Consider the following 25,265-nt stretch of genomic DNA (forward strand, 5'->3'; position numbering starts at 1 on the left):
CAATGTTGTAGCGCAATTGTGCTACATCAGCCCACCTTGCGCAGATCCAATGTGAACGGGAACTCCAGGCTGCGCTTCGGCTCACCCACCTCGACCTGGCCCGGCGTGTGGCCCATGGCCACGAAGCGCGACAGGCGGCGGCTCTCGGCCTCGTAGGCGTTGACCGGCAGCGTCTCGTAGCTGCGCCCGCCCGGGTGCGCGACCGAGTAGCGGCAGCCGCCCAAGGACCGGTTCTGCCAGGTGTCGACAAGGTCCAGCGTCAGCGGCGCGTGGATGGGGATGGTGGGGTGCAGGGCCGACTCCGGCAGCCAGGCGCGGTAGCGCACGCCGCAGACGAACTCGCCGACGCGGCCCGTGGGCTGCAGCGGCACGGGCACGCCGTTGACCGTCACACGGTGGCGCGGGTCGACGAGGCCGGTGACGAGCAGCTCCATCCGTTCCAGCGACGCGTCCACATAGCGCACATTGCCGCCGGCCGAGCCTTCCTCGCCCATCACATGCCAGGGTTCCAGCGCGCCGCGCAGCGTCACATGCACGCCGCGGGCCACGAACTCGCCGTACTTCGGGAAGCGGAACTCCAAGTGCGGCGCGAACCAGTTGGCGTCGAAGGCATAGCCGGCCTCGCGCATGTCCTGCATGACGTCGGCAAAGTCCTCGCGCACGAAATGCGGCAACAGCCAGCGGTCGTGCAGCTCCGTGCCCCAGCGCACCAGCGGTGCGCGGTAGGGTTTGTTCCAGAAGCGGGTGACGAGGGCGCGCAGCAGCAGTTGCTGCACGATGCTCATGCGCGCATGCGGCGGCATCTCGAAAGCGCGCAGCTCCAGCAGGCCCAGGCGGCCGGTGGCGGAGTCAGGCGAGTAGAGCTTGTCGATGCAGAACTCGCTGCGATGCGTGTTGCCAGTCACGTCGACCAGTACATTGCGCAGCGTGCGGTCGATAAGCCAAGGAGCGACGTTGTCCCCGAGCTTGTGGATCTCGCCCAGCGCAATCTCCAGCTCGCGCAACTGGTCGTTGCGCGCCTCGTCCACGCGCGGCGATTGGCTGGTGGGGCCGATGAAAAGGCCGCTGAAGAGATAGCTCAGGCTGGGGTGGTTGTGCCAGTAGGCCAGCAGCGACGCGAGCAGCGCGGGGCGGCGCAGGAAGGGCGAGTCCGCCGGCGTGGCGCCGCCGAGCACGAAGTGGTTGCCGCCGCCGGTGCCGGTGTGGCGGCCGTCGATCATGAACTTCTCGCTCGACAGGCGCGTGAGGCGCGCGGCTTCGTACAGGAACTCGGTGTGGTCGACCAGTTCGCGCCAGTTGTGGGCCGGGTGGATGTTGACCTCGATGACGCCGGGGTCTGGCGTGACCTGCAGCAGCTTCAGGCGCGGGTCGCGCGGCGGCGGGTAACCCTCCAGCACGATCTTGTAGCCCGTGTCCTCGCAAGCCGCCTCCACCGCCGTCAACAGCTCCAGGTAATGCTCGAGCTTTTCGAGCGGCGGCATGAAGACGTAGAGCACGCCGCTGGCCTTGCCCTTGCGTTCGGCCGCGGGGCCGTTGGCGCGCCGCGGGTCGCGGGCTTCGACGCACAGCGCCGTGCGCGTGACGTCACGGGCGCTCTCGAAGCGGCCTGGTGCGGCCTGGGTCGAGCCGTCGCCTGCCCCTGCCCCACCAATGCCGGCGCCACCCGCAGCAGCACCGGCCTTGCCCCCCAGCCGCAGGCCCGGCACCGGCCCGGCCGACGTCACGCCCAGCGTCTGCACCCGCAGTGCCGCCGCGGCCGGCAGCATGCCGCGCGGTGCGAAAGGATCCTGCTCGATCAGATAGGGATAGTCGCCCTTGCTGACCCAGGGGAGCGAGTCCAGCGGCAGCCGCCAGCCCATCGGCGAGTCGCCGGGATGCAGGTAGAGGCGATCGTCGCGGAAGAACCAGGGGCCGGTCTGCCAGCGCGTGCCGGCCAGGGCCGGCGAGTCGCCGCTGTGGGCGATCGGCAGCACATAGCCGACGACCTCGGCCAGGCCTTGCTCGAAGATGCGGCGCAGGCGCGCCCGCTCCATCTCGTCGTCCAGCCGCGAGTCGAAGGGGTCGACGTTGACCGGCAGGCGGCGCTCGCGCCACAGGTAGTAGAAGGTGTCCTCGTAAGCGGGCTCGACATGGCTGTCTGGCAGGGCCAGGCGGCGCGTCAGTGCGCTCATGAAGGCCTGGGCATGCGTGCTCGTGTAAGCGTGGCCCTCGCGTTCGTCAGCGAACCACTCCGGGTTGCGCCAGCAGGGTTGGCCGTCGGCACGCCAGTAGATGGACAGCGCCCAGCGCGGCAGCTGTTCGCCGGGATACCACTTGCCCTGGCCGAAATGCAGGAAGCCGCCCTGGCCGTACTCGTCGCGCAGCTTGTGCGTGAGCTGCTGGGCGTAGATGCGCTTGGTGGGGCCCAGCGCCTCGGTGTTCCATTCGGGCGCGTCGCGGTCGTCGATGGACACGAAGGTGGGCTCGCCGCCCATCGTCAGGCGCACGTCGCCGGCGGCGAGTTCGCGGTCCACCTGCTCGCCGAGCAGCAGCACTTCGGCCCATTGCTCTTCGGTGTAGGGCTTGGTCACGCGCGGCGATTCGTAGATGCGCGTGACGCTCATCTCGTGCTCGAACTCGACCTCGGCCTTGTCGACGGCGCCGCTGATGGGCGCTGCGCTGCCAGGCGTGGGCGTGGCAGCCAGCGGGATGTGGCCTTCACCGGCCAGCAGGCCGGAGGTCGGGTCCAGGCCGATCCAGCCCGCGCCGGGCAGATAGACCTCGCACCAGGCATGCAGGTCGGTGAAGTCGACCTCGGTGCCGCTGGGGCCGTCCAGCGCCTTCTCGTCGGGCGTCAGCTGGATCAGGTAGCCCGACACGAAGCGCGCCGCCAGGCCGAGATGGCGCATCAACTGCACCAGCAGCCAGCCGGAATCGCGGCAGGAGCCGGAGGCTTTCTCCAATGTCTCCTCGGGCGTCTGCACGCCGGGCTCCATGCGGATCAGGTAGGAGACGCTGCCCTGCACCTTCTGGTTGAGTTCGACGAGGAAGTCATTCGTCGAACGCCGGTCGAGCGGGATCTCCTTCAGGTAGGCGGCCAGCAAGGGCGTCAACGGCTCGACCTGCAGATAGGGCGCGAGCTCGATCTGCTGGACCTCGTCGTACTTGAAGGGGAAGGTCTGGGCGTGCTCTTCGAGGAAGAAGTCGAAGGGGTTGTAGACCGACATCTCGGCCACCAGGTCCACCGTGACGGTGAACTCGGTCGTCTTCTCGGGGAAGACCAACCGCGCCAGGTAGTTGGCGAACGGGTCCTGCTGCCAGTTGATGAAATGGTCGGCAGGTTCGATGCGCAGCGAGTAGCTCAGCACCGGCGTGCGGCAATGCGGCGCCGGCCGCAGCCGCACGACCTGCGGGCCGAGGCTGACGGGGCGGTCGTATTTGTAGCGGGTGACGTGCTTGAGGGCGACGTGGATGCTCATGTCAGTTGTCCGTTCTGCATTCGCGGCTATCGCGACGCATAGAGTTATCGGGCCGAGCGCCGGGCCGCTCCCAAGCCGGCCCGCGATGGCGATGTGCTCGCGGCTCAATGCCGCGAGCATCGCCGTCCCCTAGGGGGACCGACCGGACCCGCCCGCGTTCAGCGCGGCAGGACAGGGCGAGGGGCACTGTCATCCTGTCGAAGGAACGAGGAAGTCGCGGCTGATGCCGGCACCGAGATCGGCCACCTCGGCGAGGAAGCCATCCAGGAAGGGATGCAAGCCCTTGGCCAGGATCTCGTCAATGCGCCCGAAGGCCAGTTCCGCCTCCAGCCGCCCGACGCGGCGCAGCGTCTCGCCCGACTGTGGATTGGCCACGCGCTTGAGGTTGGCCAGCATGCGCGTCACGCAATGCGACAGCGAGCGCGGCATGTCGGGGCGCAGGATCAGCAGCTCGGCCACCTTGTCGGGCTGGATGACGTTGCTGTAGACCTTGCGGTAGATCTCGAAGCCCGACACCGAGCGCAGCACGGCCGACCAGTAGTAGAAATCGCGCGCCGTGTCGCGCTCGGAGACGATCTCCCCGTCGTGGCGATAGAACTTGACGTCCAGCAGCCGCGCCGTGTTGTCGGCCCGCTCCAGGAAGGAGCCGATGCGGATGAAGTGAAAGGCCTCGTCCTGCAGCATGGTGCCGACCGTGACGCCACGCGACAAGTGCGAGCGGTACTTGACCCACTCGAACAGCTGCGACGGATCTCGCGTCAGCAGGCCTTCGCGCAGCAGGCGACGGAACTCCAGCCAGGTCTGGTTCATCGTCTCCCAGACCTCGGTCGTCAGCGCACCGCGCACGGCCCGCGCGTTCTCGCGCGCCGCGCGCAGGCAGTTGAAGATGGACGAGAGGTTGTTCTCGTCGGCCACCATGAACTCCATGACGCTGCGGCTGTTGATGCGCGGGTACTTGGTGTTGTAGAGGCTGTTCAGCTCGGAGATCGACACCAGGCTGCTCCACGACTGCTCGGATTCCGTCGCCGATTGCGGCTGGAGGGAGGTCTGGTAGGCGATGTCCAGCATCCGGGCGGTGTTTTCGGCCCGCTCGATGTAGCGGCTCAGCCAAAACAGGTGGTCAGCGGTCCTAGACAGCATGCTTCGACTCCCTTTCGTTGGCCGAAAACACCGCGCGCGCTGATGCGCGCTGCCGTGTTGTGGCTTCGCCCCGAGCGCTGCGCGCTCGACCCGCCCGCTCGATGTAGCGGCTCAGCCAAAACAGGTGGTCAGCAGTCCTAGACAGCATGCTTCGACTCCCTTTCGTTGGCCGAAAACACCGCGCGCGCTGATGCGCGCTGCCGTGTTGTGGCTTCGCCCCGAGCGCTGCGCGCTCGACCCGCCCGTTCGATGTAGCGGCTCAGCCAAAACAGGTGGTCAGCGGTTCTTGAAAGCATCGATCAGTCCTCCCTCAGTCCTCAAGAACCCAGGTGTCCTTGGTTCCACCACCCTGGCTGCTGTTCACCACCAAGGACCCCTCTTTCAACGCCACCCGAGTCAACCCGCCGGGCACCATGCGCACGCTCGACCCCGACAGCACGAAGGGTCGCAGATCAATGTGACGCGGCGCGATGCCCGATTCGACGAAGGTCGGGCAGGTCGACAGCGACAGCGTCGGCTGGGCGATGTAGTTGCCCGGGTTGGCAATGAGCTGCGCCCGGAAGGCCTCCACCTCGGCCTTGGTGGCGGCGGGGCCGACCAGCATGCCGTAGCCGCCCGCGCCGTGCACCTCCTTGACCACCAGCTCGGACAGGTGCGCCAGCGTGTAGGCCAGGTCTTCCTTGTCGCGGCAGACATAGGTCGGCACGTTCTGCAGGATGGGTTTCTCGCCGAGGTAGAACTCGATCATCTTCGGCACGTAGGGGTAGATGGACTTGTCGTCCGCGATGCCGGTGCCGATGGCATTGGACAGCGTCACCTTGCCCGCCTTGTAGGCGTCTACGAGGCCGGCGCAGCCCAGCTGCGAATCGGCGCGGAACACCTTGGGATCGAGGAAGTCGTCATCCAGTCGGCGGTAGATCACGTCGACGCGCTTGGGGCCGCGCGTGGTGCGCATGTACACAAAGCCGCCGTCGACGAACAAGTCCTGACCCTCGACCAGCTCCACGCCCATCTGCTGGGCCAGGAAGGCGTGCTCGAAGTAGGCCGAGTTGTACATGCCCGGCGTCAGCACGACGACGGTCGGGTCCGACACGCCCGAGGGCGCCACGCTGCGCAGCGTGTCCAGCAGCAGGTCGGGGTAGTGGGCCACCGGCGCGATGCGGTGATTGACGAACAGCTCAGGGAAGAGCCGCATCATCATCTTGCGGTTCTCGAGCATGTAGCTCACGCCGCTGGGCACGCGCAGGTTGTCCTCCAGCACGTAGTAGTGGCCGCTGCCGTCGGCGTGGCCGGCGCGCACGATGTCGACGCCGGCAATGTGGCTGTAGACGCCACCGGGCACGTCCACGCCCATCATTTCCTTGCGGAACTGGGCGTTGTTCAGGATCTCGTCGGCGGGCACGATGCCGGCCTTGAGGATTTCCTGGTCGTGATAGACGTCGTGGATGAAGCGATTCAGCGCCGTCACGCGCTGGGCCAGGCCGGCCTGCATGGACGTCCACTCGCTGGCCGGGATGACCCGCGGGATCAGGTCGAAGGGGATCAGGCGCTCGGTGCCTTCGCCCGAGTCCTTGTCGCCGTAGACGGCGAAAGTGATACCCACGCGTCGGAAGATCAGCTCGGCCTGCTCGCGCCGCTCGCGCATCAGCGACTCGGGCTGCTCGGCCAGCCAGCGGGCGTAGCTCTCGTAATGAGCACGCACGCCACCGGCCTGCTGGGCCTGGCCGGTGGCGCCTTGCCACTGCAGCGCAGCGGCATTCATCTCGTCAAAGGCGGTCTGCATCGTTGCTCCTGTTCCCTGCCTCGCGACGCAAGTTCCGCGCCCGCGCTAGAAAGAAGCTTCTGGTGCGTGCACGCACGACTTGCGTGCATACCGCCCGGTACATGGGCGGCATGCACGGTTGTACACCGGGTCGAGGCCTCAGAAACGCAGTTGCAACCCTGTACTCGCCGACCGGCCCGCCTGGGGCGCCAGGTCGCGGATGGTCGGCACGGCGGTGGCGTTGTAGGCCAGCTTGTTGCCCAGGTTGTCGAGCTTCAGATACCAGAGGGCGTCGGTCTGCCCCCAGCGCAGCTGGCGGGCGACGGACAGGCGCAGCGTGCCGTAGCCGGGCGTGGGCGTGTCGAACTCGGCGACGCGGGTCTGGCGGGCGGCGCCGCGCCATTCCAGCTTGCCGGACCAGTCGCCCTGCCGGGCCTCCAGGCCCAGCATGGCGCGCAGCGGTGCCAGGCGCGGCAGGGGCTCGCCGGTGGCACGGTTGTCGCCGCGCACGGCGTCCAGTTGGCTCAGCAACGCGATGGTGGGATGCAGCTGCCAGCGACCTTCCAGCTCGACGCCACGCAGGCGCGCCGGCACGGCCTGGAAGTTGTAGACCGGCACCGCCTCGCCGTCGTTGTCCACCGTCGCACCGGTGGCTTGCAGCGCGATGTAGTTGGTAAAGCGCGTCTCGTAGACATTGACGTGGACATGGCTCTGCGCCGATTCCCACTTCAAGCCGACGTCCAGGCCCTTGGACCGCTCCAGGCCCAGGTTGGCATCGCCCCGCTCATACGCCGCGCTGGCCAGATGCAGGCCGTTGGCGAACAGCTCGTAGTAGGCCGGTGCGCGCTCGGTGCGGTTCAGGTTGGCGCTCAGGCTCCAGGCGTCGCTCAAGGGATAGACGCCGCTGAGCGCGACGCTGACGGGTTTGAAGCGCCTGTCCGCCGGGGTGCCGAAGCGCTCGCCACCGTCCGAGTCCACCGTCACGCGCTCGCTGCGCGCGCCCGCCGACCAGTCCACGCCGCCCAGCCTGGCCTGCTCCAGCACGAAGACGCCGGTATTGCGGGTGCGCGTGCTGGGTACGAAGGCTTCCTCGCCCAGGGCCGAGAAGTCCAGCGACTCGGTCTGCAGGCCGACCAGGCCCTTGACCGGGCCCCATGGGGTCTGGATCGCGGCATGCTCCACCTCCAGCCGGCCATCGGTGCCGGTACTCTTGAAGGTCGTGCCGACCTCGCCCGTGCCCTCCACCTCCTGGTGCTCGTAGCGGTTGCGGCTGACCTGCCAGCTGATGCGGTGGATGGGGCCGTCCGCCGTCGCCCACTCGCCCGCCGTCGCCAGGCGCTGGCGCTGCATGCGGATGGTCACGTCCTCCTCGGCCGTGGTGCCGTAGTTGGTGTGGAAGTCGTCCACGGACACGCCGGCATAGCCGCCCTGGAAGAACACCGAGCCGCCCACCGCACCGCCGTGGCTGCGCGCGGCGGAGTTGCGCACGCTGGTGCGGCTTTCTCCATCGCTGTCAAAGCGCGGGGCGACCTGGTCGCCGGCATCGCGCCCGGCCAGGTCGACATGCCAGCCAAAGCCCGAGTGCGGCTGGCCGCTGCCGCCGTCCAGCACCACGGCGCCGCTCTTGTCGCGTGAGGCACCGCCGAGGCGAACTTCCGCCGCGCCGCTCAGGCCGTCGATCAGCGTGCGCGGGATGCGGTTGTCCAACGTGTTGACGACACCGCCCACCGCGTTGCCGCCGTACAGCAGGGCCGCCGCGCCGCGCAGCACCTCGACCTTGTCGATGACCAGCGGGTCGATGGTCACGCCATGGTCGAAGCTGAGGTTGGACGCGTCCACCGACGCGCCGGAGTTGCTCAGGATGCGCACGCGGTCGCCATCCAGGCCGCGGATGCTGGGCCGGCTAGCGTTGGGGCCGAAGTTGGTGGCCGCCACGCCGGGCAGGCCTTGAAGGGTGTCGCCGAGGTTGGCGGCGCGGGTCAGCACGAGCTGGTCACCGCTGAGGGAATCGCTGGGCTGGGCCAGCACCTGGCTCTTCAGCGGGTTGCCGGTGACGACGACCTTGTCAAGGGATTCGGCGGGCTCAGCTTGAGCAGAAAGGGAAACAAGACAGGCGGCCGCAAGGGGCGCCAGGGCAAAGGAACGCATGGAGGTACTTCCGCAAGAAAACGCAAACACCCGCGCCAACTTTGGGCGCGGGAAGGCTTGGACTTCAGGCGGAAGCGGGCGGCGCGCGGGCCGGGGGCAGGCCGAGGCTGACCGCGCGCGGTACACCGCCGCGGGCCACTAGCGGCGCGGCATGCGTGGCCGAGCCGACAGCCAGAACCACCGGTTCGGCCACTGGCGCGCCGGCGCCGAGGTCGGCGGCGGTCAGGCAGAGGTCGCAGTGAACCAGGTGGGCGATGCCGTCGTCCTGGCGGTCGCTGCTGATGTGCGACAAGGCGTGTACCCCCGCCATCGCTTGCGCGAGGGGGAGCAGCAGGGCCAGCCACAACAGCCAGTTTCTTGACCAACGACGAACGTTCACGGAGGGGCCTGTTACCAGGGCAAAGATCGGTGCGAGAGGGTCTGCGCGGGTGCAGGGCTAGACGCGCGGCGCCGCCAGGGCTCATGCCCAGGCCAGGCGCGCAACAACGCCATGCGCCCGCGCAGACCCTCTCCCGAAGGGTTGTCACTCAAAAGCCTGCGCGCGGCGTTGCGAAGCCTCGCTGGGGACGACCCCAGCTTCGTTTCGCGCCTTGCTCGCAGGCTTTTGAGTGGCAACGCACCCGACCTTTGCCCTGGTAACAGGCCCCAATCCTAAACTCAGGCCTCTACAGAGCCTGAAGTCACCCTCTCATGAAGCTCATCGACACCATCCTGGCCGACGCGCCGGCCATCACGGCCATCCGCCGTGACCTGCACAAGCACCCCGAACTCTGCTTCCACGAGCAGCGCACCGCGGACGTCATCGCCCAGGCGCTGACCGACTGGGGCATCCCCGTGCACCGGGGCCTGGGCAAGACCGGCGTGGTCGGCATCGTCAAGAACGGCACGTCGGACCGCGCCATCGGCCTGCGCGCCGACATCGACGCGCTGCCGATGACCGAGCGCAACGAGTTCCCGCACGCCAGCTCCTACCTGGGCCGCATGCACGCCTGCGGCCATGACGGCCACACTGCCATGTTGCTGGCCGCCGCCAAGCACCTGGCGACGAACCGCAACTTCGACGGCACCGTCTACCTCGTCTTCCAGCCTGCCGAGGAAGGTGGCGGCGGCGCGCGCGAGATGATCAAGGACGGCCTGTTCGATAAGTTTCCGATGGAGGCCATGTTCGGCGCCCACAACTGGCCCGGCATGCAGGCCGGCCAGTTCGCGCTGAAGAGTGGCCCGGTGTTCGCCAGCAGCAACGAGTTCAAGATCACCTTGCGCGGCAAGGGCTCGCACGCCGCCATGCCCCACCTCGGCCTGGACCCGGTGCCGGCGGCCTGCCAGCTCGTCACGGCCTTCCAGACCATCGTCAGCCGCAACAAGCGCCCCATCGACCCCGGCGTCATCTCCGTGACCATGATCCACGCCGGTGAGGCGACCAACGTGGTGCCCGACTCAGTGGTCATGGAGGGCACGGTGCGCACTTTCACACTGGAGCTGCTGGACCTGTTCGAGCGCCGCATGAAGGAGATGACCGAGCAGCTCGCCGGCGCCTTCGAGCTGACTGCCGAGTTCGAATTCCGACGCAACTACCCGCCGACGATCAACCACCCCGAAGAAACCGAATTCGCTCGCCGCGTGCTGACCGACATGGTCGGTGCCGACAACGTGCAGGAGTTCGAGCCCACCATGGGCGCCGAGGACTTCAGCTACTACCTGCTCGACAAGCCCGGCTGCTACTTCCTGATCGGCAACGGCGACGGCAGCCACCGCGTCGGTGGCCATGGCATGGGGCCCTGCATGCTGCACAACCCGAGCTATGACTTCAACGATGAGCTGATTCCGCTGGGCGGCTCGATGTGGGTCAGGATGGCTGAAGCCTGGTTGAATACACCGCGATGAATCACGAGCAAATCATCCAGGACACCCGCGACTGGGTCGTCAAGGCCGTCATCGGCCTGAACCTCTGCCCGTTCGCCAAGGCCGTGCACGTCAACGAGCGCATCCGCTATATCGTCAGCGACGCCACCGAGCCCGAGGCGCTGCTGAAGGACCTGGCCCGCGAACTGCTGGCGCTCAACCGTGCCGATCCGGAAGAGGTCGACACGACGCTGGTCATCCATCCCAATGTGCTGACCGGTTTCCTCGACTTCAACGACTTCCTGGACGCGGCCGACGCGCTGGTGGAAGAACTGAAGCTCGACGGCATCCTGCAGATCGCCGACTTCCACCCCGCATACCAGTTCGAAGGCAACGAGCCCGACGACATCGCCAACTACAGCAACCGCTCGCCCTACCCGACGCTGCACATCCTGCGCGAAGACAGCATCGAGCGCGCCGTCGAGTCCATGCCCGACACGGCGTCCATCTACGAGAACAACCTAGAAACGCTGGACAAGCTGGGCGTGGAGGGCTGGCGCAAGCTCGGCCTCAAGGGCTGAAGCTCATTCCTTCACCCAGGAGAACGCGCCGCCGCCCTTCTTGGGCGAATTGGCGCGTGTGCGCAACACGGCATCGAAGCCGCTCTTGCCGCCATTCCAGATGGCTGTCAGCAAGCTGACAACATCGTCGCGGCTGTAGGCATCCAGGTCGGCACGGAACTGCTTGATCGCCGCCGCCAGCATGTCGCGCGGCAGTTCCTGGTGGGTTGCCAGCACGAGGAACATGGCGGCGAACAGGTCGGGTCGGCTGCCGCACAGCACCTGGATGCGTCGCAGCGCTTCGGGCGGCGCCGCGCGCTGGCCCGGATGCAGCCAAGTCAACTCGTCTGGGCCTTCGGCTTGCACGTCATCGGCCATCGCGGTCTCCTCGTGCCGCTCGTTGGCGGCTTGATTTATCACAGCGTCCGCCTAGTGTCAGTCATTTATGACCCAAAACGTGCAGCAAACCACGTTCAAGAGGCTTTCCGAGGCATGCTGACGCCCCAGTCATGCGGCAAACTCCGCGGCTGCTCTCGTGTCCCCCGCCACCATGCAACCCAAGACCCTCGCCCTCATCGATGACGACGCTGAGTACTCCGAGTTCCTGACCCAGCATCTGCAGGAGCAGCAGGGCATCGCGGTCAGCCGTTTCGACGACAGCAATGCGCTGCTGGCCTCGCCCGATGCCTTTGGCTTTGATTTCTATCTCGTCGACCTGATGCTGCCCGGCGTCAACGGCGTGGAGCTGATCAAGATCCTGCGCCGGCGCACCGATGCCGGCGTCGTCGTCGTGTCGGGGCGCCTCGGGCCGGAAGTCTTCCGCGAGGTCATCACGGCTGGCGCCGACATGTATCTCGTCAAGCCGGTGCAGTTCGAGCAGGTGTCGCTGGCGATTGCCGCCGTGCAGCGCCGCGTTGCCAAGCCCTCGGCGGCCGACGCGGTCTGGAAGCTGGACCGCGCCAGCGGCGAGCTCGTCGTGCCCGACGGCACGCGCATCCAGTTGAGCGAGGCCGACCGCCAGTTGCTGGAATGCTTTGCCCAGGCCGGCGGCGAACCGGTCACGCGCGAGACGCTGCTGAACAAGCTCGGCCGCGAGGTGCCCGAGGGCGAGACCGACGACGGCCTGTCGGCCACCATCTACCGCCTGCGCCGCCGAATCGAGCGCGCCACGCCCACCCTGGTGCCGCTGCAGAGCAAGTCGCGGGTCGGCTATGTCTTCCGCGCGCCGCTGCAGCTGATCTAGACCTGTTTTCTGAAAACGCCTGGGGCCAGCGCATCCAGGCCCGGCGTCGTGACCAGGCCCTGCTCGGCCGTTCCAACGAAGAACAAGCCCCCGGGATGCAGCCGCGCCAGCACTTGCGCCAAGACGGTCTGGCGCGTCGCCGCATCGAAATAGACCAGCACCTGGCGCAGCCAGATCGCATCAAAGCCCTGAGCGCCGTGCAGCGGTGCGCGCAGGTCGTGGCGCTCGAAGCGCACGCGCTCGCGCAGGCCGGCCTGCATCTGCACCAGGCCGGTGCTTGCCGGGTCGCCGCCCAGGCCGTAACGGCGCAGCCGCTCCGGCGTGACCTGGCGCAGTTGCGCCTGCGGGTAGAGGCCCTCGGCAGCGCTGCGCAACCGCCGCTCGTTGATGTCGGTGCCCAGCACCAGCCAATCCGCGCCGACGCGCCCGGCCTGCTGCAGGTCGGCCAGCAGCATGGCCAGGCTGTAGGCCTCGTCGCCAAAGGAAGTGCTCGCGCTCCACAGCCGCGGGCGCTGCGGACGCACACGGCTCAGTTCGGACTCCAGCAGGTCGAAATGCATCAACTCACGGAAGAAATGGTTTTCGGGGGTGGTCAGCAGGTCGACAGCCATCTGGAATTCGCCGCCATCGTCCGCCGTGGCGATCAGCGCGACATAGGCCTCATAGCTGTCGAGCCCCAGGCGCTGGAGCCGGGTCGCCAGCCGCGACGCCACCACGGTCCTCTTGGCCGTCGCAAAGCCCAATCCCAGGTTCTCCTGCATCAGCCCACCAAGCCGCACATACGTGTCTTCGCGCAATTCCGGCAAGCCCATCGTTCAGGCGTCCTCTCGGGCCGTCGTGGCGATGAGATCGGCCAGGCCGAGAGCGCGGCAGGCGTCGGCAGGCACGTCGCTGGCCCACGTCAGCTGCAGGCTCTGGGCACCGGCGGCATCGAACTGCTCGACGGCCGTGTAGAGGCCGATCTCCATCGGCAGGCTGCCCCGGCAGCTGACGCGCTGGCCCGCCTGAGGGGTGGAAAGGACGACGGCCAACATGGCTCCAAGCCTAGGAGCTGCCTACAGACGCCGCTGCGGGGAATTCTTGACCGGGTCTGTCGGGCCGCCTCAAGACCCCGCTGCGGCGTGATCCAGGCCACGGCCTCGGCCGCCTTCAGCGGTCCAGCGCGTCGCTCATGCCGACGGCAACCCGTTTTCGGGTCGATGGCGCTGCACATCACGCATCAGGCGCGCGACGACGAGGCGCATGACGTGGAAACCGAGCTTGGGGTTCTGGTAGTAGAGCAAGGCCATCTCCTCGGCTGTGAGGCTGTAGACGACGCAATCGCCCGGAGCCTCCAGCGTCAGCGTGCGGCGGTTGTCGGGCGCGAACAGGCCGATCTCGCCGACCAGGCTGCCCGGCGGCAGCAGTTCGTCGTATTCGGCCAGCCGCAGCGTACCGGTGTCGAGGTAGAGCATCTCGGTGGCGGCATCGCCCTGGCGCCACAAGGTGGTGCCGGCTTTCACGGTCCGGCGGTGCATGTGCGGCAGCAGCCACTCGGACACTGGCGTGCCGTCGCGCGCGTTCTCGATGGCCTTGACGAGCTTCCTGATCTGCAACGTCTTCTTGATGTTGATCGGGATCAGTGCGCCATAAAGCAGCAGCGTTGGCAGCGCCGACTTCAGCGCGCCATAGGCGACGAGGAAGCAGCAGGCCGTCAGCGCCGCGATGCGCAACGGCAGCATGCTTTTCATCAGATAGCTGGCCAGCATCAGCGTGGCGCCGATGAAGCCGAGGATGGTGGCGAGGGTGTCGGTCATGGTTGGAGCAGCGCCTGAACTTGGGGTTGGGCCAGCACGGTCAGCGCATGCGCGTGGCCCTGCTCGACGATGGCGTCGAAACGCTGCCAGGCCAGGAGGCCGACACGCTCCAGCGGCGGGTTGAAATAGACGTCGCAGGCGGCCTGCGCGGCACGGCGGCGCGAGCTGCTGTAGAGGATGGTCACGTTGAGCAGATAGGCCGACAGCGCGGGCAGCCGGTAGCGCCGCCGCGAGCGCGCGCGCCAGCGGTCGCGCAGCAGCGCCCAGGGGCCGGGCACCTCGTCGAAGTCGAGCTTGCGGGCCTTGTGCAGGCTGAGGTCGGCGCCGATGACCAGGCCCACGCCGCGGCGCGCGCGCATCACGTCGACGGGGAAGTTGTTGAAGCTACCGCCGTCGCAGAGCAGGTCACCATCGACGACGACGGGTGGCAGCGCGCCGGGGATGGCCGTGCTGGCGCGTAGCGCACGCTCCAGCGGGCCGTGGGTCAACAGGGCCTCGCTGGCCTGGGAATAGTTGGTGGCCACGCAGAAGAAAGGCTTCCACAGGTCCTCGATGCCGGCGCCCGGGCCGGCCAGCCGGCCGAGCGCTCGGTCCAGGATGCCGCGCAGGCGCCGGCCGCGGATCAGCGAGATCAGCGGCAGCAGGTTGAAGTCACCGGTCGGGTTGACCTTGAAGGCCTCGCGCGCAACGGCCGTGGTGTGCGCCAGCGGCTGGTCGGTCGCGGCCAGCGCCGCCATGACCGCGCCCATGCTGGTGCCGCCCACGCAGTCCACCACCACGCCCTGCTCCTGCAGCGCGTGCATCAGGCCGAGGTGCGAGAAGCCGCGCGCGCCACCGCCGGCCAGCACCAGGCCGACCGCGCGGCGCGCCTGCAGCCGTGCCAGGCGGGCCAGGTCGCCTGCCAGCGCGGGGCGCACGTGGAAATGATCGGCCACCGGCCGGCGCGCCAGCCAGGCCGCCGTGCCGCGCGGTGCCGGCGTGTCGGCCGCGTGCAGCAGCACGAGGATCTCGTCGGCCTCCGTTCGTGGCGGGCGCTGCACCAGGCATTGCGTCTCGCTGAGGTGCACGGCCGGCGCGGCGCCGGCATCGGCCAGCAGCAGCACCTCGTCGGCATGGCGGCAGCAGCGCTGCGTCCAGGGCGTGGGCGCGTCGTCGGCCAGCAGCAGCACGAAGTCGTGGGCGGCCTCGACCTCGTCCAGCCACAGCGACACCTGGCGATAGCGCTCGCCTTCGTCGGCCGCCGCGCCGACGGCGGCATCCACCGCGGCCGCGTCGACGACGCAGACACGGCCGAAACGGCCAAGCCCCGCCGCCAGGCCGAGTGCCAGCCCGGCCGCGTCCACGCCGGCGGTGATGGGCAGCAGCGCCTGCACGACCGGCGCAGCGAAGGGCGCGGGCGCATGTTCGGTCTGCAGCCGATGCACGATCTGGCGCGTCAGCGCGATGCCGACGCGCGGCTGCTGCTCGATCAGGCGCAGGAAGGGATCCTTGTCCAGCCGCACGAGCACGGAGTCGCGGATGGCGACGACGGTGGCCGAGCGCGGCGCCGCCGTGTACAGGCTCATCTCGCCGATGACCTGCCCGCGGCCCAGCTCCCGAACGACACGCGGCGCCTCGCCATCACTCGACACATAGGCCCGCAAGCGCCCGCTGACCGACAGATACATCGAGTCGCCCGGCTCGCCCTGCTGCATCAACGTCTGGCCGCCAGCCACCTCGACCCAGGTCAGCTGCTCGCGCAGCAGGGCCAGCGTGGCGGCGTCGAGCTCGCCGAAGGCCTGGGCCAGCAGCTCGCCAAGCAGGCGGTCGTGATAGCCCTCGGTCATTGCAAGGTCAGGGCGAACACGTCGACCGAGCTCGTCTTGCCCTTGAACTGCACCGGCCCGATGGGCTCGCTCGGCAGCGCGCCGGCGAGCTGGGCCTGGGTCGCGGCGTCGAACAGCACGGCGTGGCCGGCCACCTTGGTGTGAGCTTCCATGCGCGCCGCGACGTTGACCGCGTCGCCGATGCAGGTGTAGGTGGCGCGCTGGCGCGTACCGGTGTAGCCGGCCACGACATCGCCGCTGGCGATGCCCACGCCGATGCGGATCTCGGGCCGGCCGGCGGCGCGCTGCTCCTCGCTGAACTGGGCCACCATCTCGATCATCTCGGCCGCCGCCAGCACGGCGCATTGGCCGGCCGCGGGCAGCGGCTGCGGCGCGCCGAAGATGGCCATCAGACCGTCGCCGATCATCTGGTTGACGACGCCGCCATGACCGTTGATGGCCGCGAACATCAGCGTGTAGTAGGTGTTCAGCAGCTCGATGATGTCCTCGGGCGGCTGCGATTCGGCAAGCGTCGTGAAGCCGCGGATGTCGCAGAACAGCACCGTCGCCTGCACCCGGCGCCCGCCCAGTGCGAAGCCCTCCGCCTCCAGGTCCTGGGCCACCTCGCGGGTGGCGAAGCGGCGCACCAGCTCGCGCTGCTGATCGCGCAGGCGCTTGCGCTCCAGGCTGGCGTTGATGCGCGCCTTCAGCAGCACCAGGTTGACGGGCTTGTGCAGATAGTCCTCGGCGCCCAGCTCGATACAGCGCACCACGCTGTCCATGGCCTCCACGGCCGACGTCACGATGACTGGCAGCTCGCGCAGCTCGGGGCTGGCGCGCAATCTTTCCATCAGTTCGATGCCACCCATGACCGGCATGTGGATGTCCACCAGCAGCAGGTCGAAGGCGCTGTCCTGCAGCCGCGCCAGGGCCGCGTGGCCGTCTTCGACGCTGACGACCTGGTGGCCAAGCAGCTCCACGTGCCGGGCCAGCAGCAGGCGGTTCACGCGGTTGTCCTCGACGAGGAGGATGCGGGCGGATGGGGCGCGGCGTTCACGCATTGCGGCGCTCCTTCAGGTCGGCCGCGACCGCGGCGAACAGGGCGGCCAAGGCATCGACACGGCCCGGGGCGGCGGCGCCCAGTTCGGCCAGTGGCGTGTGTTCGAGCTCGCGCGCCGCGGCAGCCAGGGCCGTGGCGCCGAAGGTCAGGCCGTTGGACTTCAGCGAATGCGCCTGGCGCGTCCAGCCTGTGACGTCGCCCGTCGCGGCGGCGCGGCGCAGCGCCGCAAGGCCCTGGGGAGCGTCTTCAAGGAAGGAGTCGATCAGTTCGACAACGAAATCGGCCCCCGCCGTTTCCTGAAGGTCGGCGAAAACCACCCCGTCAATCACCGGCTGGGACATGCTCAGGCTCCTTTCGTAGCGGTGTGCGCTGCAGCGCCAGCACCAGCTCGTCGACTCGGATCGGCTTGGTCAGGTAGTCATCCATGCCGGCGGCCAGGCAGGTTTCCCGGTCACCCTGCATCGCATTGGCGGTCATGGCGACGATGCGCGGCCGCTCGCTTTGGGCGTTCAGGCGCCGCGACGCCTCCAGCCCGTCCATCTCCGGCATCTGCACGTCCATCAGGACGAGGTCATAGGCCTGGCGCGCCACTGCCTCCAGCGCTTCGATGCCGTTGGCTGCCAGGTCGGCGCGGTAACCCATCTGCTGCAGCAGCCGCATGGCCAGCTTCTGGTTCACGACGTTGTCTTCGGCCAGCAGGATGCGCAGCGGGTGGCGCTCGGCGAGGTGCTGCGTCGCCACCGGCTGGGCGCGCTGGCGGCGCGGGCTGGGCACGAGGTCGGCCGCCACCGTGGCGCGCAGCGTGAACCCGAAGCGCGCGCCGCGGCCCGGGCCGTCGCTCTCGGCCCACATGCGTCCGCCCATCAGCTCGGCCATGCGCCGGCTGATGGCCAGGCCCAGGCCCGTGCCGCCGTATTTGCGCGAGGTGCTCGCATCGGCCTGGCTGAAGCTCTGGAACAGGCGGGCCAGGGCTTCAGCGCCCAGGCCGATGCCGGTGTCGCGCACGAGGAAGCGCAGCTCCACGCCGACGTCAAGCGATGCCGCTTCCACTTCGACGGTGATGCTGCCTGCCTCGGTGAACTTGACCGCGTTGGACAGCAGGTTCAGCAGGATCTGGCGCAGCTTGGTCACGTCGCCATTGATGCCAGCGGGCACAGTGGGCGCGATGTCGACGGCCAGCGCCAGGCCCTTCTCGCGGGCGCGCGGCGCGATCAGGTCGACGGCCGCGTCCACGCAATCGCGCAGCACGAAGGGCGCACTCTCGATGTCCATGCGGCCCGCCTCGATCTTCGAGAAGTCGAGGATGTCGTTGATGATGGTCAGCAGCGCCTCGCCGGCCTCTCGGATGATGGCCGCGTGGTCGCGCTGCTCGCCGTCGAGCGTGGAGTCCAGCAGCAGGCCGCTCATGCCGATGACGGCATTCATCGGCGTGCGGATCTCGTGGCTCATCGTCGCCAGGAAGGCACTCTTGGCCGCATTGGCCTGCTCGGCCACGGCCTTGGCGGCCTGGGCTTCTCCGAACAGGCGCGAGTTCTCCATCGCCACCGACGCCGCCAGGCTCAGGCCCACCAGAAAGCTCAGTTCGCTGTCGCGGAACGGCTGGCCGCCCTGGCGCCAGACGGTCAGGGCGCCCAGCACGCGCTGGCCGGCGCGCAACGGCGCCACCATCATGCGCTCGTCGGGGTCCTCTTCGGTGCCCTCCATCCGGACGCCGCGCGGGTCGTCGCGCGCGGCGTTGATGACGCCGGGCTCGCCCTTGGCGATCAGCGAGCCGATGATGCCCTCGCCGGCCGTGATGACGGCGTCGCGCACCTCGCTCTCGTATCTGCCGACGGCGACGATGGCGCGGTAGCGCCGCGCCGCGCCCCCGCCCTCTTCTTCCGGCACGAAAACCGCGCTGTTGTCGGCGTCCAGCAGCTCCTTGGCATGCACGGCGATGCGGTTCATGACCGTGGCCAGGTCCAGCGTGGAGGAGATCTCGCGCCCCACCTCGGCCAGGGCCGCGCTCTCGCGCGTGCGGCGCTGGATCTCGTCGAACAGGCGCGCGTTCTCCAGCGCCACGCCGACGCTGGCTCCCACCGTGCTGAGGAAGCGCACGTCGGCCTCGCTGAAGGCGTTCTCGCGTTCATAGCTCTCGACCAGGATGGCGCCCAGCACCTGGTCGTTGCCGATGATGGGCACGTTGGCGAAGGACAGCGCCTGGTCGGTGCCTGGCACCGCCAACAGGCCGGCAGCGGCGATCTCGGCCACGTTGCGGCAGACCAGCGGCTGGCGCGTGCGGCGCATCTGCTCGAAGGGCCCGTCCGGCGCCGGCCGCTCCGGCGGCAGCTGGATGGGCACGCCGTGCTCGAGCTCGTAGAGGTAGTGGTTGAGGCCGCTGGCCGGGTCATACCAGCGGATGCCGATGTCCCGGGTCTCGAGCAGCTCGCACAGGCGGTCGCCGACACGCTGGATGATGGCCTCGAAGCTCAGCTCCGGCGACAGGCTCTGCTGCAGGTTGTTCAGCATCGCCAGCTCGTTGACGCGGCGCTCCACCTGGGCCTTGCTGGCCAGCAGCTCGGCCGTGCGCTCAGCGACGCGCTGCTCCAGGCCCTCGCGCAGCCGCAGGTTGGCCAGCGCGACGGCGGCCTGGGCGGCCAGCATGACGAGCAGATCGCGGTCGCCCTCGCGGAAGCGCCCGAAAGCGCCGTCCAGGTCGGCGTAGAGATAGCCGACCAGCTCGCGCTCGGCGATCAGCGGCGCAACGAGGCAGGAGCGTTGCTGCACGGCCGGCACGCCTTCGGGCCCGATGCGCAGGGCCGCCGCGCGGCTGCCGCGCGCTTCATCCAGCCAGGGTGTGATGGCGGCCAGCAGGGCCTCCTCGCCACCGGCCTCCCCCTGCGGCATCAGATGGCTGGCGATGTGGCGCAGGCTGCCGCCGTACTCCAGCACCAGAAGCACGCGTTCGGCGCCACTGATCTCGGCCGATTCGTCGACCAGGAACTCATGCAGCTCAGTGCCCGTGGCCAGCTCGGCCAGGCGCAGGCCGACGTCGACCTGGCGGGCGAAGCGCTCGTCCAGATGCGCGGCGCCATTGAGATGACGCGGCCTGCCGCCGTCGGCCAGCCAGGCCTGCACGACGGCACGCGCCACCGGCCGCTTGTTCAGCGAGTTGCGCCGCAGGCCCTCGTCGGACAAGCCGGCCAGGCGCAGACAGACGAAGCGATAGGCCCGCGCCAGCGCCACGCCGGCCTCGCGGCGGCGGCCGGCCGCACGCAGCGCCTCGCAGCGCCGCCACCACAGGGCTGGCAGGTCCAGGTTCTCCAGCGGCGCCAGGCCTTGGGCCCAGTGCAGGCGGGCGGCCTCGGCGCTGGCATTCAACGCCGCCTGCAGGTCGCCGGCGCCCAGTTCGGCCCAGGCGATGAGGCCGAGGTCGGCCATGCGCTGGGCGGCCGATGGCGAATGGTCGAGCGCCAGGCGGAACTGCACCGCTGCAGTCGCCGCATCGCCTTCCGCCATCGCCAGCTCACCTTGCAGGCGCGCGATCTCGGAGCGAAAGCCCGGGTTCTGGCGCGCCAGGCTCAGGGACTCGGCTTCGCCGGCATAGGCGCGCGCCTCGGCCAGCGCGCCGCCCTCCAGGTCCAGCCGGGCCAGCGCCGTCAGCGTGTAGGGCAGCAGCGCCGTCGCGCCGCTGCGGCGCCAGATCGCGAGCGCGGCCAGGTAGTGGCGGCGCGCGCGGCGCGTCAGGCCCAGCGTGACGTAATGGTTGCCGATGTTGTGGATGGCCGTGCCCTGGCGCTCGGCATAGCCGGCCGCGGCATAGGCCGCAAGCGCCAGCTTGCACAGATGCAGGCAGTCGGCCAGGTCGGGGTTGTTGAAGGTCTGGGCGTTGTAGGCATTGCCCTGGCCCAGCAGGTCGCCAGTGGCCAGCGCCAGCGCCAGCGCGGCCTCGGCCGCCGCGCGCGCCTCGGCAACGAAACCCAGCATGCCCAGCAGCAGGGATTCGATATAACCGCAGCGGCCCCGGGGCACCGTTTTGCCGGCGGCGGCAAACAGCTTGGCGGCCTCGTGCACCCGGCCCAGCGCCACTTCGGGCTCCAGCTGGCAACGGCACTGGGCTTCGGCCAGCAGGGCCAGCGCATAGGCACGGTCGAGTGCGTCAGTGCCGGCATCGGCCAGCGCGGCTTCGGCGGTGGCTATCGCCGCCAGCAGTTCACCGCGGCGCATCTGCACCAGCCCGACCGCGAGGCGGGCGCGGAGCCGCCAGGCGGGGCGGCCCTCGGCCAGCTTGGCCAAGGCCGCGGCGGCATCGGCCGCAGCAGCCAGGGCGCCGAGCGCGATGAAGCTCTCGACGCGCAGCTCCAGCACCCGGGCGTCGCCGCGCCAGCCCGCGCTCAGGTCGATGAGACGCTGGTGCTGGCCCGACCAGGCCAGGTCGGCCAAATCCTCCAACACGGCGACATCGGGGCGCAAGGGCATCGCGGGACAGGGCCTGTTCACACCACGGGGATCGGATGCGTTGCCACTCAAGGGCTTGCGAGCAAGGCGCGAAGTCGAAGCTGGGGTCATCCCCAGCGAGGCTTCGCAACGCCGCGCGCAGGCTCTTGAGTGGCAACCCTTCGGGAGAGGGGCTGCGCGGGCGCATGGCGTCGTTGCGCGCCTTGCCCGGGCACCCAGCCCGGGCTTCAGCGCACGCCTAGCCCTTCACCCGCGCAGCCCCTCTCGCACCGATTCCCGTGGTGCGAACAGGCCCTTTTGAAGCTGGGGCCGCGCGAGTCTAGTCCGCTCTAGTCGGCCTGGGGCAGCGTCAGCCTCATGACCGTCCCCAATGGGCCGGTGCGCAACAGTTCCGCCGTGCCGCCATGCATGTCCATGACGCGGCGCACGATGTACAGGCCCAGGCCGTGGGCCGACTCAGTGCCGCCGCTGCCGCGCGCGCCGCGGGTGAAGAGGCGGGGCAGCAGCTCGCGCGGAATGCCGGGGCCGGCGTCCGCCACCTCGAACTGCAGCACGGCGGGTTCATCAAAATCGATGACATGCAGGGTCACGGGGCTGACGCCGCGCGCGTACTTCAGCGCGTTGGACAGCAGATTGCGCAAGGCCAGGCGCAGCAGGCTCATGTCCATCAGCGCCGTGCGGGTGGCCGTGTGGCGATGCACGACGATGCGGTCGCGCTGTTCACGTGGCAGGTCGGCAATGGTGACGGCGATCAGCGTGTCGATGTCGGTGTCCTCGCGCGCGATGCGTCCGCCACCCGCCAGCAGGCTGGCCGCAGCCAGCGTGTTGTCGACGCCGGCCAGCACCTGGCCGAGCACGGCCTGGGCGCGGTTCAGCCTCTCCTGGGCCTGGCGCTCACCGCGGCCGGCCAGGCTGGCCGCCGCGCCCTGCAGGGCCGCGCTGGCGTTGTTCAGCGGCTGGCGCACCTCGTGGGCCAGCACGTCCAGCATCTCGGAACGCTCATGCAGCAGCTGGTCCAGCTCCTGCACGTGGCGCTCGGTCTGGCGGCGCATGCGCTGCTCGTGCGCCAGCTCGGCGCGGCGCTGCAGGTCCTCGGTGATGTCATCCACCAGGGCGAGGGCACGCAGCGGCCGGCCGTCGGCCGTGTATTCCGCGACCGCCGAGACCAGCACGTCGCGCAGCCGGCCGTCGGCGCAGATCAGCTGCACGGGGCAGTCGCCGACATGGCCGTCGCGCCACATCGCCGGGCGGTAGACCTCGCGCACCTGCTGCGACGACTCCGGCGTCATGAAGTCGTCCATGGCGCGACCGATGACCTGCTGGCGCTTGTAGCCCAGGCGCTCGAGCCAGCGGTCGGACACGCTGAGCACCCGGCCGGCCGCATCCACCGAATGCATCAGCGCCGGCGTCGACTCGTACAGCGCGCGCAGGCGCTGGCGGTTGTGCTCCAGCTCGACAGCCGCGCGGTGGTGCTCGGTGACGTCCTGGAAGGCGCCCACGAGCCGCACCGGCACGCCGTCCTGCCAGTCGACCTGCCCCTGGGACAGCACCCAGATCTCACGTCCCTTGGCCGTCACCAGCGGCAGCTCCAGGCTCCAGGGTTCGCCGTGCTGCATGCCGCGCAGCACGGCCGCCTCGATGGCGGCGCGCGCCTCGGGCTTGTAGTAGCCAATGGCCTCCTGCAGCGTTGGCCGGTGGCCGGCCTCGAGGTCGTGGATGCGGCAGGTCTGGTCGCTCCAGACGAGCTCCTCGGTCTGCAGGTCCAGGCTCCAGCCGCCAATGCCGGCGACGCGGCCGGTGCGGTCCAGCAGGGCCTTGCTGTCGCGCAGCTCGCGTTCGGCGGTGATGCGGTCGGTGACGTCCTCGGTGATGCCGACGTAGCCGCGCAACCCGCCATCGGGCGCCAGCAACGGCCGGGCACGGGTCCAGACCTGGCGCACGCCGTGGCCGTTGCCGCCGCGGCGCAACCGGTAGCGCATCTCGAATGCCTGACGCTGGGCAACGCAGCGCCGCCAGTGGGCCAGCACCGACGTGCTGTCCTCGGTCGTCAGCGTGGCTGCCCAGCCCTCACCCAGGGCAGCACGCGCCGGCAGACCGCAGATGCGCTGCCAGTTTGCGTTCGTGAAGATGAAGTCCCCTGCCGCGTCGGTACGGAAGATGCCCAGCGGTGCCGTCTCGGCCAGCACCTGGAAGGGCTGTTCCGCCGCCTCGAGGTCGGCGCCACGCAAGGCGCGCTCGCGCATCATCAGCGCTTCGGCTGCGGCGTCGGCCAGGCGGGTCAGGGCCTCGCGCTGCGCCTCGGTCAGCTCGCGCGGCTGGAAGTCGACGACACACAGGGTGCCGGGGTGGCTGCCGTCGTCCAGGCGAATGGGCACGCCGGCATAGAAGCGCAGCGCGGGGCGGGCCAGCACATCGGGGTGGTCGACGAAGCGGGCGTCCAGCCGGGCATCGCGCACTTCGAAGAGGCCATCGGCCAGCAGCGTGTGGGCACAGAAGGTCTGGGCCCGCGGCGTCTCGCTGCGGCCAAAACCGACGGCGGCCTTGAACCACTGACGGCGCTCGTCCAACAGGCCGAGCAGGGCGACGGGCGTGCCGCAGATCTGCGCCGCCAGGGCGGTGAGGTGATCGAACAGCGGCTCGGGCTCGGTGTCCATGACGGCCAGCGCCGCCAGGCGGGCGAGGCGGCGGTCTTCGTCGGGCGGCAGGGGCGGGGTCACCATGGCCGACAGCTTAGGGCAGGTCTGGGCGTCGCCCCTCATTGCGCGGGCCGTTCGCGCGGCGTAGCGTCGCCGTCTTTCTTCCAGGGAGAACCTCATGCTCAAGCTCTGCGCCGTGCTGCTGGCGCTGCTGGTCGCGCCGGTGCGCGCCGATGTCGTCAGCGACTGGGCCGAAGCCACGCCCAAGGTGCTGCAGAAGTCGCCGCGCGGCCAGGTCCTGCCCGCGACGCTGCTGACCGACCTGGCGATGTTCAACGCGCTGAACGCGATCACGCCGCGCTACCAGGCCTATGGCACAGCGCCGGCGGCCGTGCCGGATGCCTCGCCGGAGGCGGCCGTCGCCTCCGCCGCCCGCGTCGTGCTCGGCAGCGTGCCGGGCGCCGACCAGGCCCTGCTCGACAAGACCTACGAGGCCTCGCTGAAAGCCGTGACCGACGCGGCCGCGCGTGCCAAGGGCGTGGCGCTGGGCCGGCGCGTCGCGCTGGCGCTGCTGGCCGCGCGGGCGGATGACAGCTTCGCGCGCGTCGAGCCGCCCAAGGTCGAGCCGGCGCCGGGCATCCATGTGCTGACGCCCGAGTACAAGCAGGAGTCGGGCATCGGCCTGGCGCGCATGAAGCCCTTCGCGATCAAGGACGTGGCGGCCTACGACCCCGGCCCGCCGCCGGCCGTGGGCAGCGCCGTGGCGCTGCGCGACCTGGCCGAGGTCAAGGCCGTCGGCGGGCGTGTCAGCACGCAGCGCACGGGCGAGCAGTCGGTCATCGCGCTGTTCTGGAACTCCGGCGAGGGGGAGGACGCCGTGGCGATGCTCAAGAAGCTGGCCGAGAGCACCAAGGCCACGCCGCTTGAGTTCGCGCGCATGCTGGCCCTGATGGACATGGCCGACCTGGACTCGCGCATCGTCTACACCGGCATCAAGACCAAGTACCGCCATTGGCGGCCCTACAACGCGCTGCGCGGTGCCTTTGCCGATGCCAAGCTGCGCGACGCGAGCTGGGAACCGCTGATCCACACGCCGCCCAACAGTGACTACCCCTCGGGCGGCGCGGTCGGCGGCGGCACGCTGCAGGTTCTGCTGAAGGACTTCCGCGGCGACAGCCAGGCGCCACTGGTCTGGGTCAACTCGGCGCTGTCGATGACGCGCAGCTGGAGCTCGCCCGAGGCCATGGGCCAGGAGCTGGCCAATTCACGCGTCTGGAGCGGCGTGCATTTCCGCAACTCGGTGGACGTGGGCTACCGCCTCGGCCAGAAGGTGGCCGAGGCGGTGCTGGCGACGCAACTGCGGCCCTTGCCCTGATTT

The 25,265-nt window shown here is 69.4% G+C and carries 20 protein-coding genes; 4 read left to right on the plus strand and 16 right to left on the minus strand.

Features of this window, described 5'->3' with window-relative positions:
- Nucleotides 1-26: 26 nt before the first annotated feature.
- The 7 genes from ACXJKM_RS03635 to ACXJKM_RS03665 form a co-directional block, all read right to left on the minus strand.
- Entirely contained in the window at nucleotides 27-3,458 is a 3,432-nt protein-coding gene (locus tag ACXJKM_RS03635) for a transglutaminase family protein (RefSeq protein ID WP_457350304.1), read from the minus strand.
- Between the two features lie 189 nt (nucleotides 3,459-3,647).
- Nucleotides 3,648-4,598, minus strand: coding sequence for an alpha-E domain-containing protein (locus ACXJKM_RS03640; protein ID WP_457350306.1), 951 nt, complete (start codon nucleotides 4,596-4,598; stop codon nucleotides 3,648-3,650).
- A complete protein-coding gene (locus ACXJKM_RS03645) occupies nucleotides 4,588-4,746 on the minus strand; it encodes an alpha-E domain-containing protein (RefSeq protein WP_457350308.1) in 159 nt (52 codons plus the stop codon). Before ACXJKM_RS03645 ends, ACXJKM_RS03640 begins: the two co-directional genes overlap by 11 nt.
- Entirely contained in the window at nucleotides 4,736-4,894 is a 159-nt protein-coding gene (locus tag ACXJKM_RS03650; RefSeq protein ID WP_457350308.1) for an alpha-E domain-containing protein, read from the minus strand. The genes ACXJKM_RS03645 and ACXJKM_RS03650 overlap by 11 nt, the downstream gene beginning before the upstream one ends.
- 14 nt (nucleotides 4,895-4,908) lie before the next feature.
- Nucleotides 4,909-6,381: a circularly permuted type 2 ATP-grasp protein gene (locus ACXJKM_RS03655; protein ID WP_056202739.1), complete on the minus strand. Its 1,473-nt coding sequence runs from the start codon at nucleotides 6,379-6,381 to the stop codon at nucleotides 4,909-4,911.
- A gap of 138 nt (nucleotides 6,382-6,519) precedes the next feature.
- Nucleotides 6,520-8,508, minus strand: coding sequence for a TonB-dependent receptor (locus tag ACXJKM_RS03660; RefSeq protein ID WP_457350310.1), 1,989 nt, complete (start codon nucleotides 8,506-8,508; stop codon nucleotides 6,520-6,522).
- Nucleotides 8,509-8,572: 64 nt separating this feature from the next.
- Nucleotides 8,573-8,887: a hypothetical protein gene (locus ACXJKM_RS03665; protein ID WP_457350312.1), complete on the minus strand. Its 315-nt coding sequence runs from the start codon at nucleotides 8,885-8,887 to the stop codon at nucleotides 8,573-8,575.
- Nucleotides 8,888-9,198: 311 nt separating this feature from the next.
- On the opposite strand from ACXJKM_RS03665, the gene ACXJKM_RS03670 reads away from it, so the two are divergent.
- Both ACXJKM_RS03670 and ACXJKM_RS03675 read left to right on the plus strand, forming a co-directional pair.
- Complete coding sequence (locus ACXJKM_RS03670) at nucleotides 9,199-10,392, plus strand: M20 aminoacylase family protein (protein WP_457350314.1); 1,194 nt, start codon at nucleotides 9,199-9,201, stop codon at nucleotides 10,390-10,392.
- Nucleotides 10,389-10,931 (plus strand): DUF1415 domain-containing protein, encoded by a 543-nt coding sequence (locus ACXJKM_RS03675; protein WP_457350316.1) that lies wholly within the window; start codon nucleotides 10,389-10,391, stop codon nucleotides 10,929-10,931. The genes ACXJKM_RS03670 and ACXJKM_RS03675 overlap by 4 nt, the downstream gene beginning before the upstream one ends.
- A gap of 3 nt (nucleotides 10,932-10,934) precedes the next feature.
- Here ACXJKM_RS03675 and ACXJKM_RS03680 read toward each other — a convergent pair whose 3' ends face one another.
- Nucleotides 10,935-11,288 (minus strand): hypothetical protein, encoded by a 354-nt coding sequence (locus ACXJKM_RS03680; protein WP_056202726.1) that lies wholly within the window; start codon nucleotides 11,286-11,288, stop codon nucleotides 10,935-10,937.
- A 172-nt stretch (nucleotides 11,289-11,460) separates the two neighbouring features.
- Between ACXJKM_RS03680 and ACXJKM_RS03685 the strand changes: the two genes are divergently transcribed.
- Entirely contained in the window at nucleotides 11,461-12,153 is a 693-nt protein-coding gene (locus tag ACXJKM_RS03685; RefSeq protein WP_056202722.1) for a response regulator transcription factor, read from the plus strand.
- Here ACXJKM_RS03685 and ACXJKM_RS03690 read toward each other — a convergent pair.
- From ACXJKM_RS03690 to ACXJKM_RS03725, 8 genes are all read right to left on the minus strand, one after another.
- Nucleotides 12,150-12,965 (minus strand): CheR family methyltransferase, encoded by an 816-nt coding sequence (locus ACXJKM_RS03690; protein WP_457350318.1) that lies wholly within the window; start codon nucleotides 12,963-12,965, stop codon nucleotides 12,150-12,152. The two genes, ACXJKM_RS03685 and ACXJKM_RS03690, sit on opposite strands and share 4 nt — an antisense overlap.
- A gap of 3 nt (nucleotides 12,966-12,968) precedes the next feature.
- Complete coding sequence (locus ACXJKM_RS03695) at nucleotides 12,969-13,187, minus strand: hypothetical protein (protein ID WP_457350320.1); 219 nt, start codon at nucleotides 13,185-13,187, stop codon at nucleotides 12,969-12,971.
- Nucleotides 13,188-13,322: 135 nt separating this feature from the next.
- The gene (locus ACXJKM_RS03700; protein WP_056202713.1) at nucleotides 13,323-13,949 is read right to left on the minus strand and encodes a Crp/Fnr family transcriptional regulator; all 627 of its coding nucleotides are present in this window, start codon (nucleotides 13,947-13,949) and stop codon (nucleotides 13,323-13,325) included.
- Nucleotides 13,946-15,775 carry a patatin-like phospholipase family protein gene (locus ACXJKM_RS03705; RefSeq protein WP_457350322.1) on the minus strand — a complete coding sequence of 610 codons (1,830 nt, stop codon included), beginning with the start codon at nucleotides 15,773-15,775 and terminating at the stop codon, nucleotides 13,946-13,948. The genes ACXJKM_RS03700 and ACXJKM_RS03705 overlap by 4 nt, the downstream gene beginning before the upstream one ends.
- Entirely contained in the window at nucleotides 15,772-16,815 is a 1,044-nt protein-coding gene (locus tag ACXJKM_RS03710; RefSeq protein WP_457350324.1) for an adenylate/guanylate cyclase domain-containing protein, read from the minus strand. Before ACXJKM_RS03710 ends, ACXJKM_RS03705 begins: the two co-directional genes overlap by 4 nt.
- On the minus strand, nucleotides 16,808-17,155 hold the full coding sequence (locus ACXJKM_RS03715) for an Hpt domain-containing protein (RefSeq protein ID WP_457350326.1): 348 nt from the start codon (nucleotides 17,153-17,155) through the stop codon (nucleotides 16,808-16,810). Before ACXJKM_RS03715 ends, ACXJKM_RS03710 begins: the two co-directional genes overlap by 8 nt.
- Nucleotides 17,136-21,272, minus strand: a complete 4,137-nt coding sequence (locus tag ACXJKM_RS03720) for a GAF domain-containing protein (protein ID WP_457350328.1) — start codon at nucleotides 21,270-21,272, stop codon at nucleotides 17,136-17,138. Before ACXJKM_RS03720 ends, ACXJKM_RS03715 begins: the two co-directional genes overlap by 20 nt.
- Nucleotides 21,273-21,580: 308 nt before the next feature.
- Complete coding sequence (locus ACXJKM_RS03725; protein ID WP_457350330.1) at nucleotides 21,581-23,971, minus strand: PAS domain S-box protein; 2,391 nt, start codon at nucleotides 23,969-23,971, stop codon at nucleotides 21,581-21,583.
- Nucleotides 23,972-24,065: 94 nt separating this feature from the next.
- Between ACXJKM_RS03725 and ACXJKM_RS03730 the strand changes: the two genes are divergently transcribed.
- A complete protein-coding gene (locus ACXJKM_RS03730) occupies nucleotides 24,066-25,262 on the plus strand; it encodes a vanadium-dependent haloperoxidase (protein ID WP_457350332.1) in 1,197 nt (398 codons plus the stop codon).
- Nucleotides 25,263-25,265 lie beyond the last annotated feature (3 nt).

The sequence above is a fragment of the Roseateles sp. P5_D6 genome (assembly GCF_054049415.1).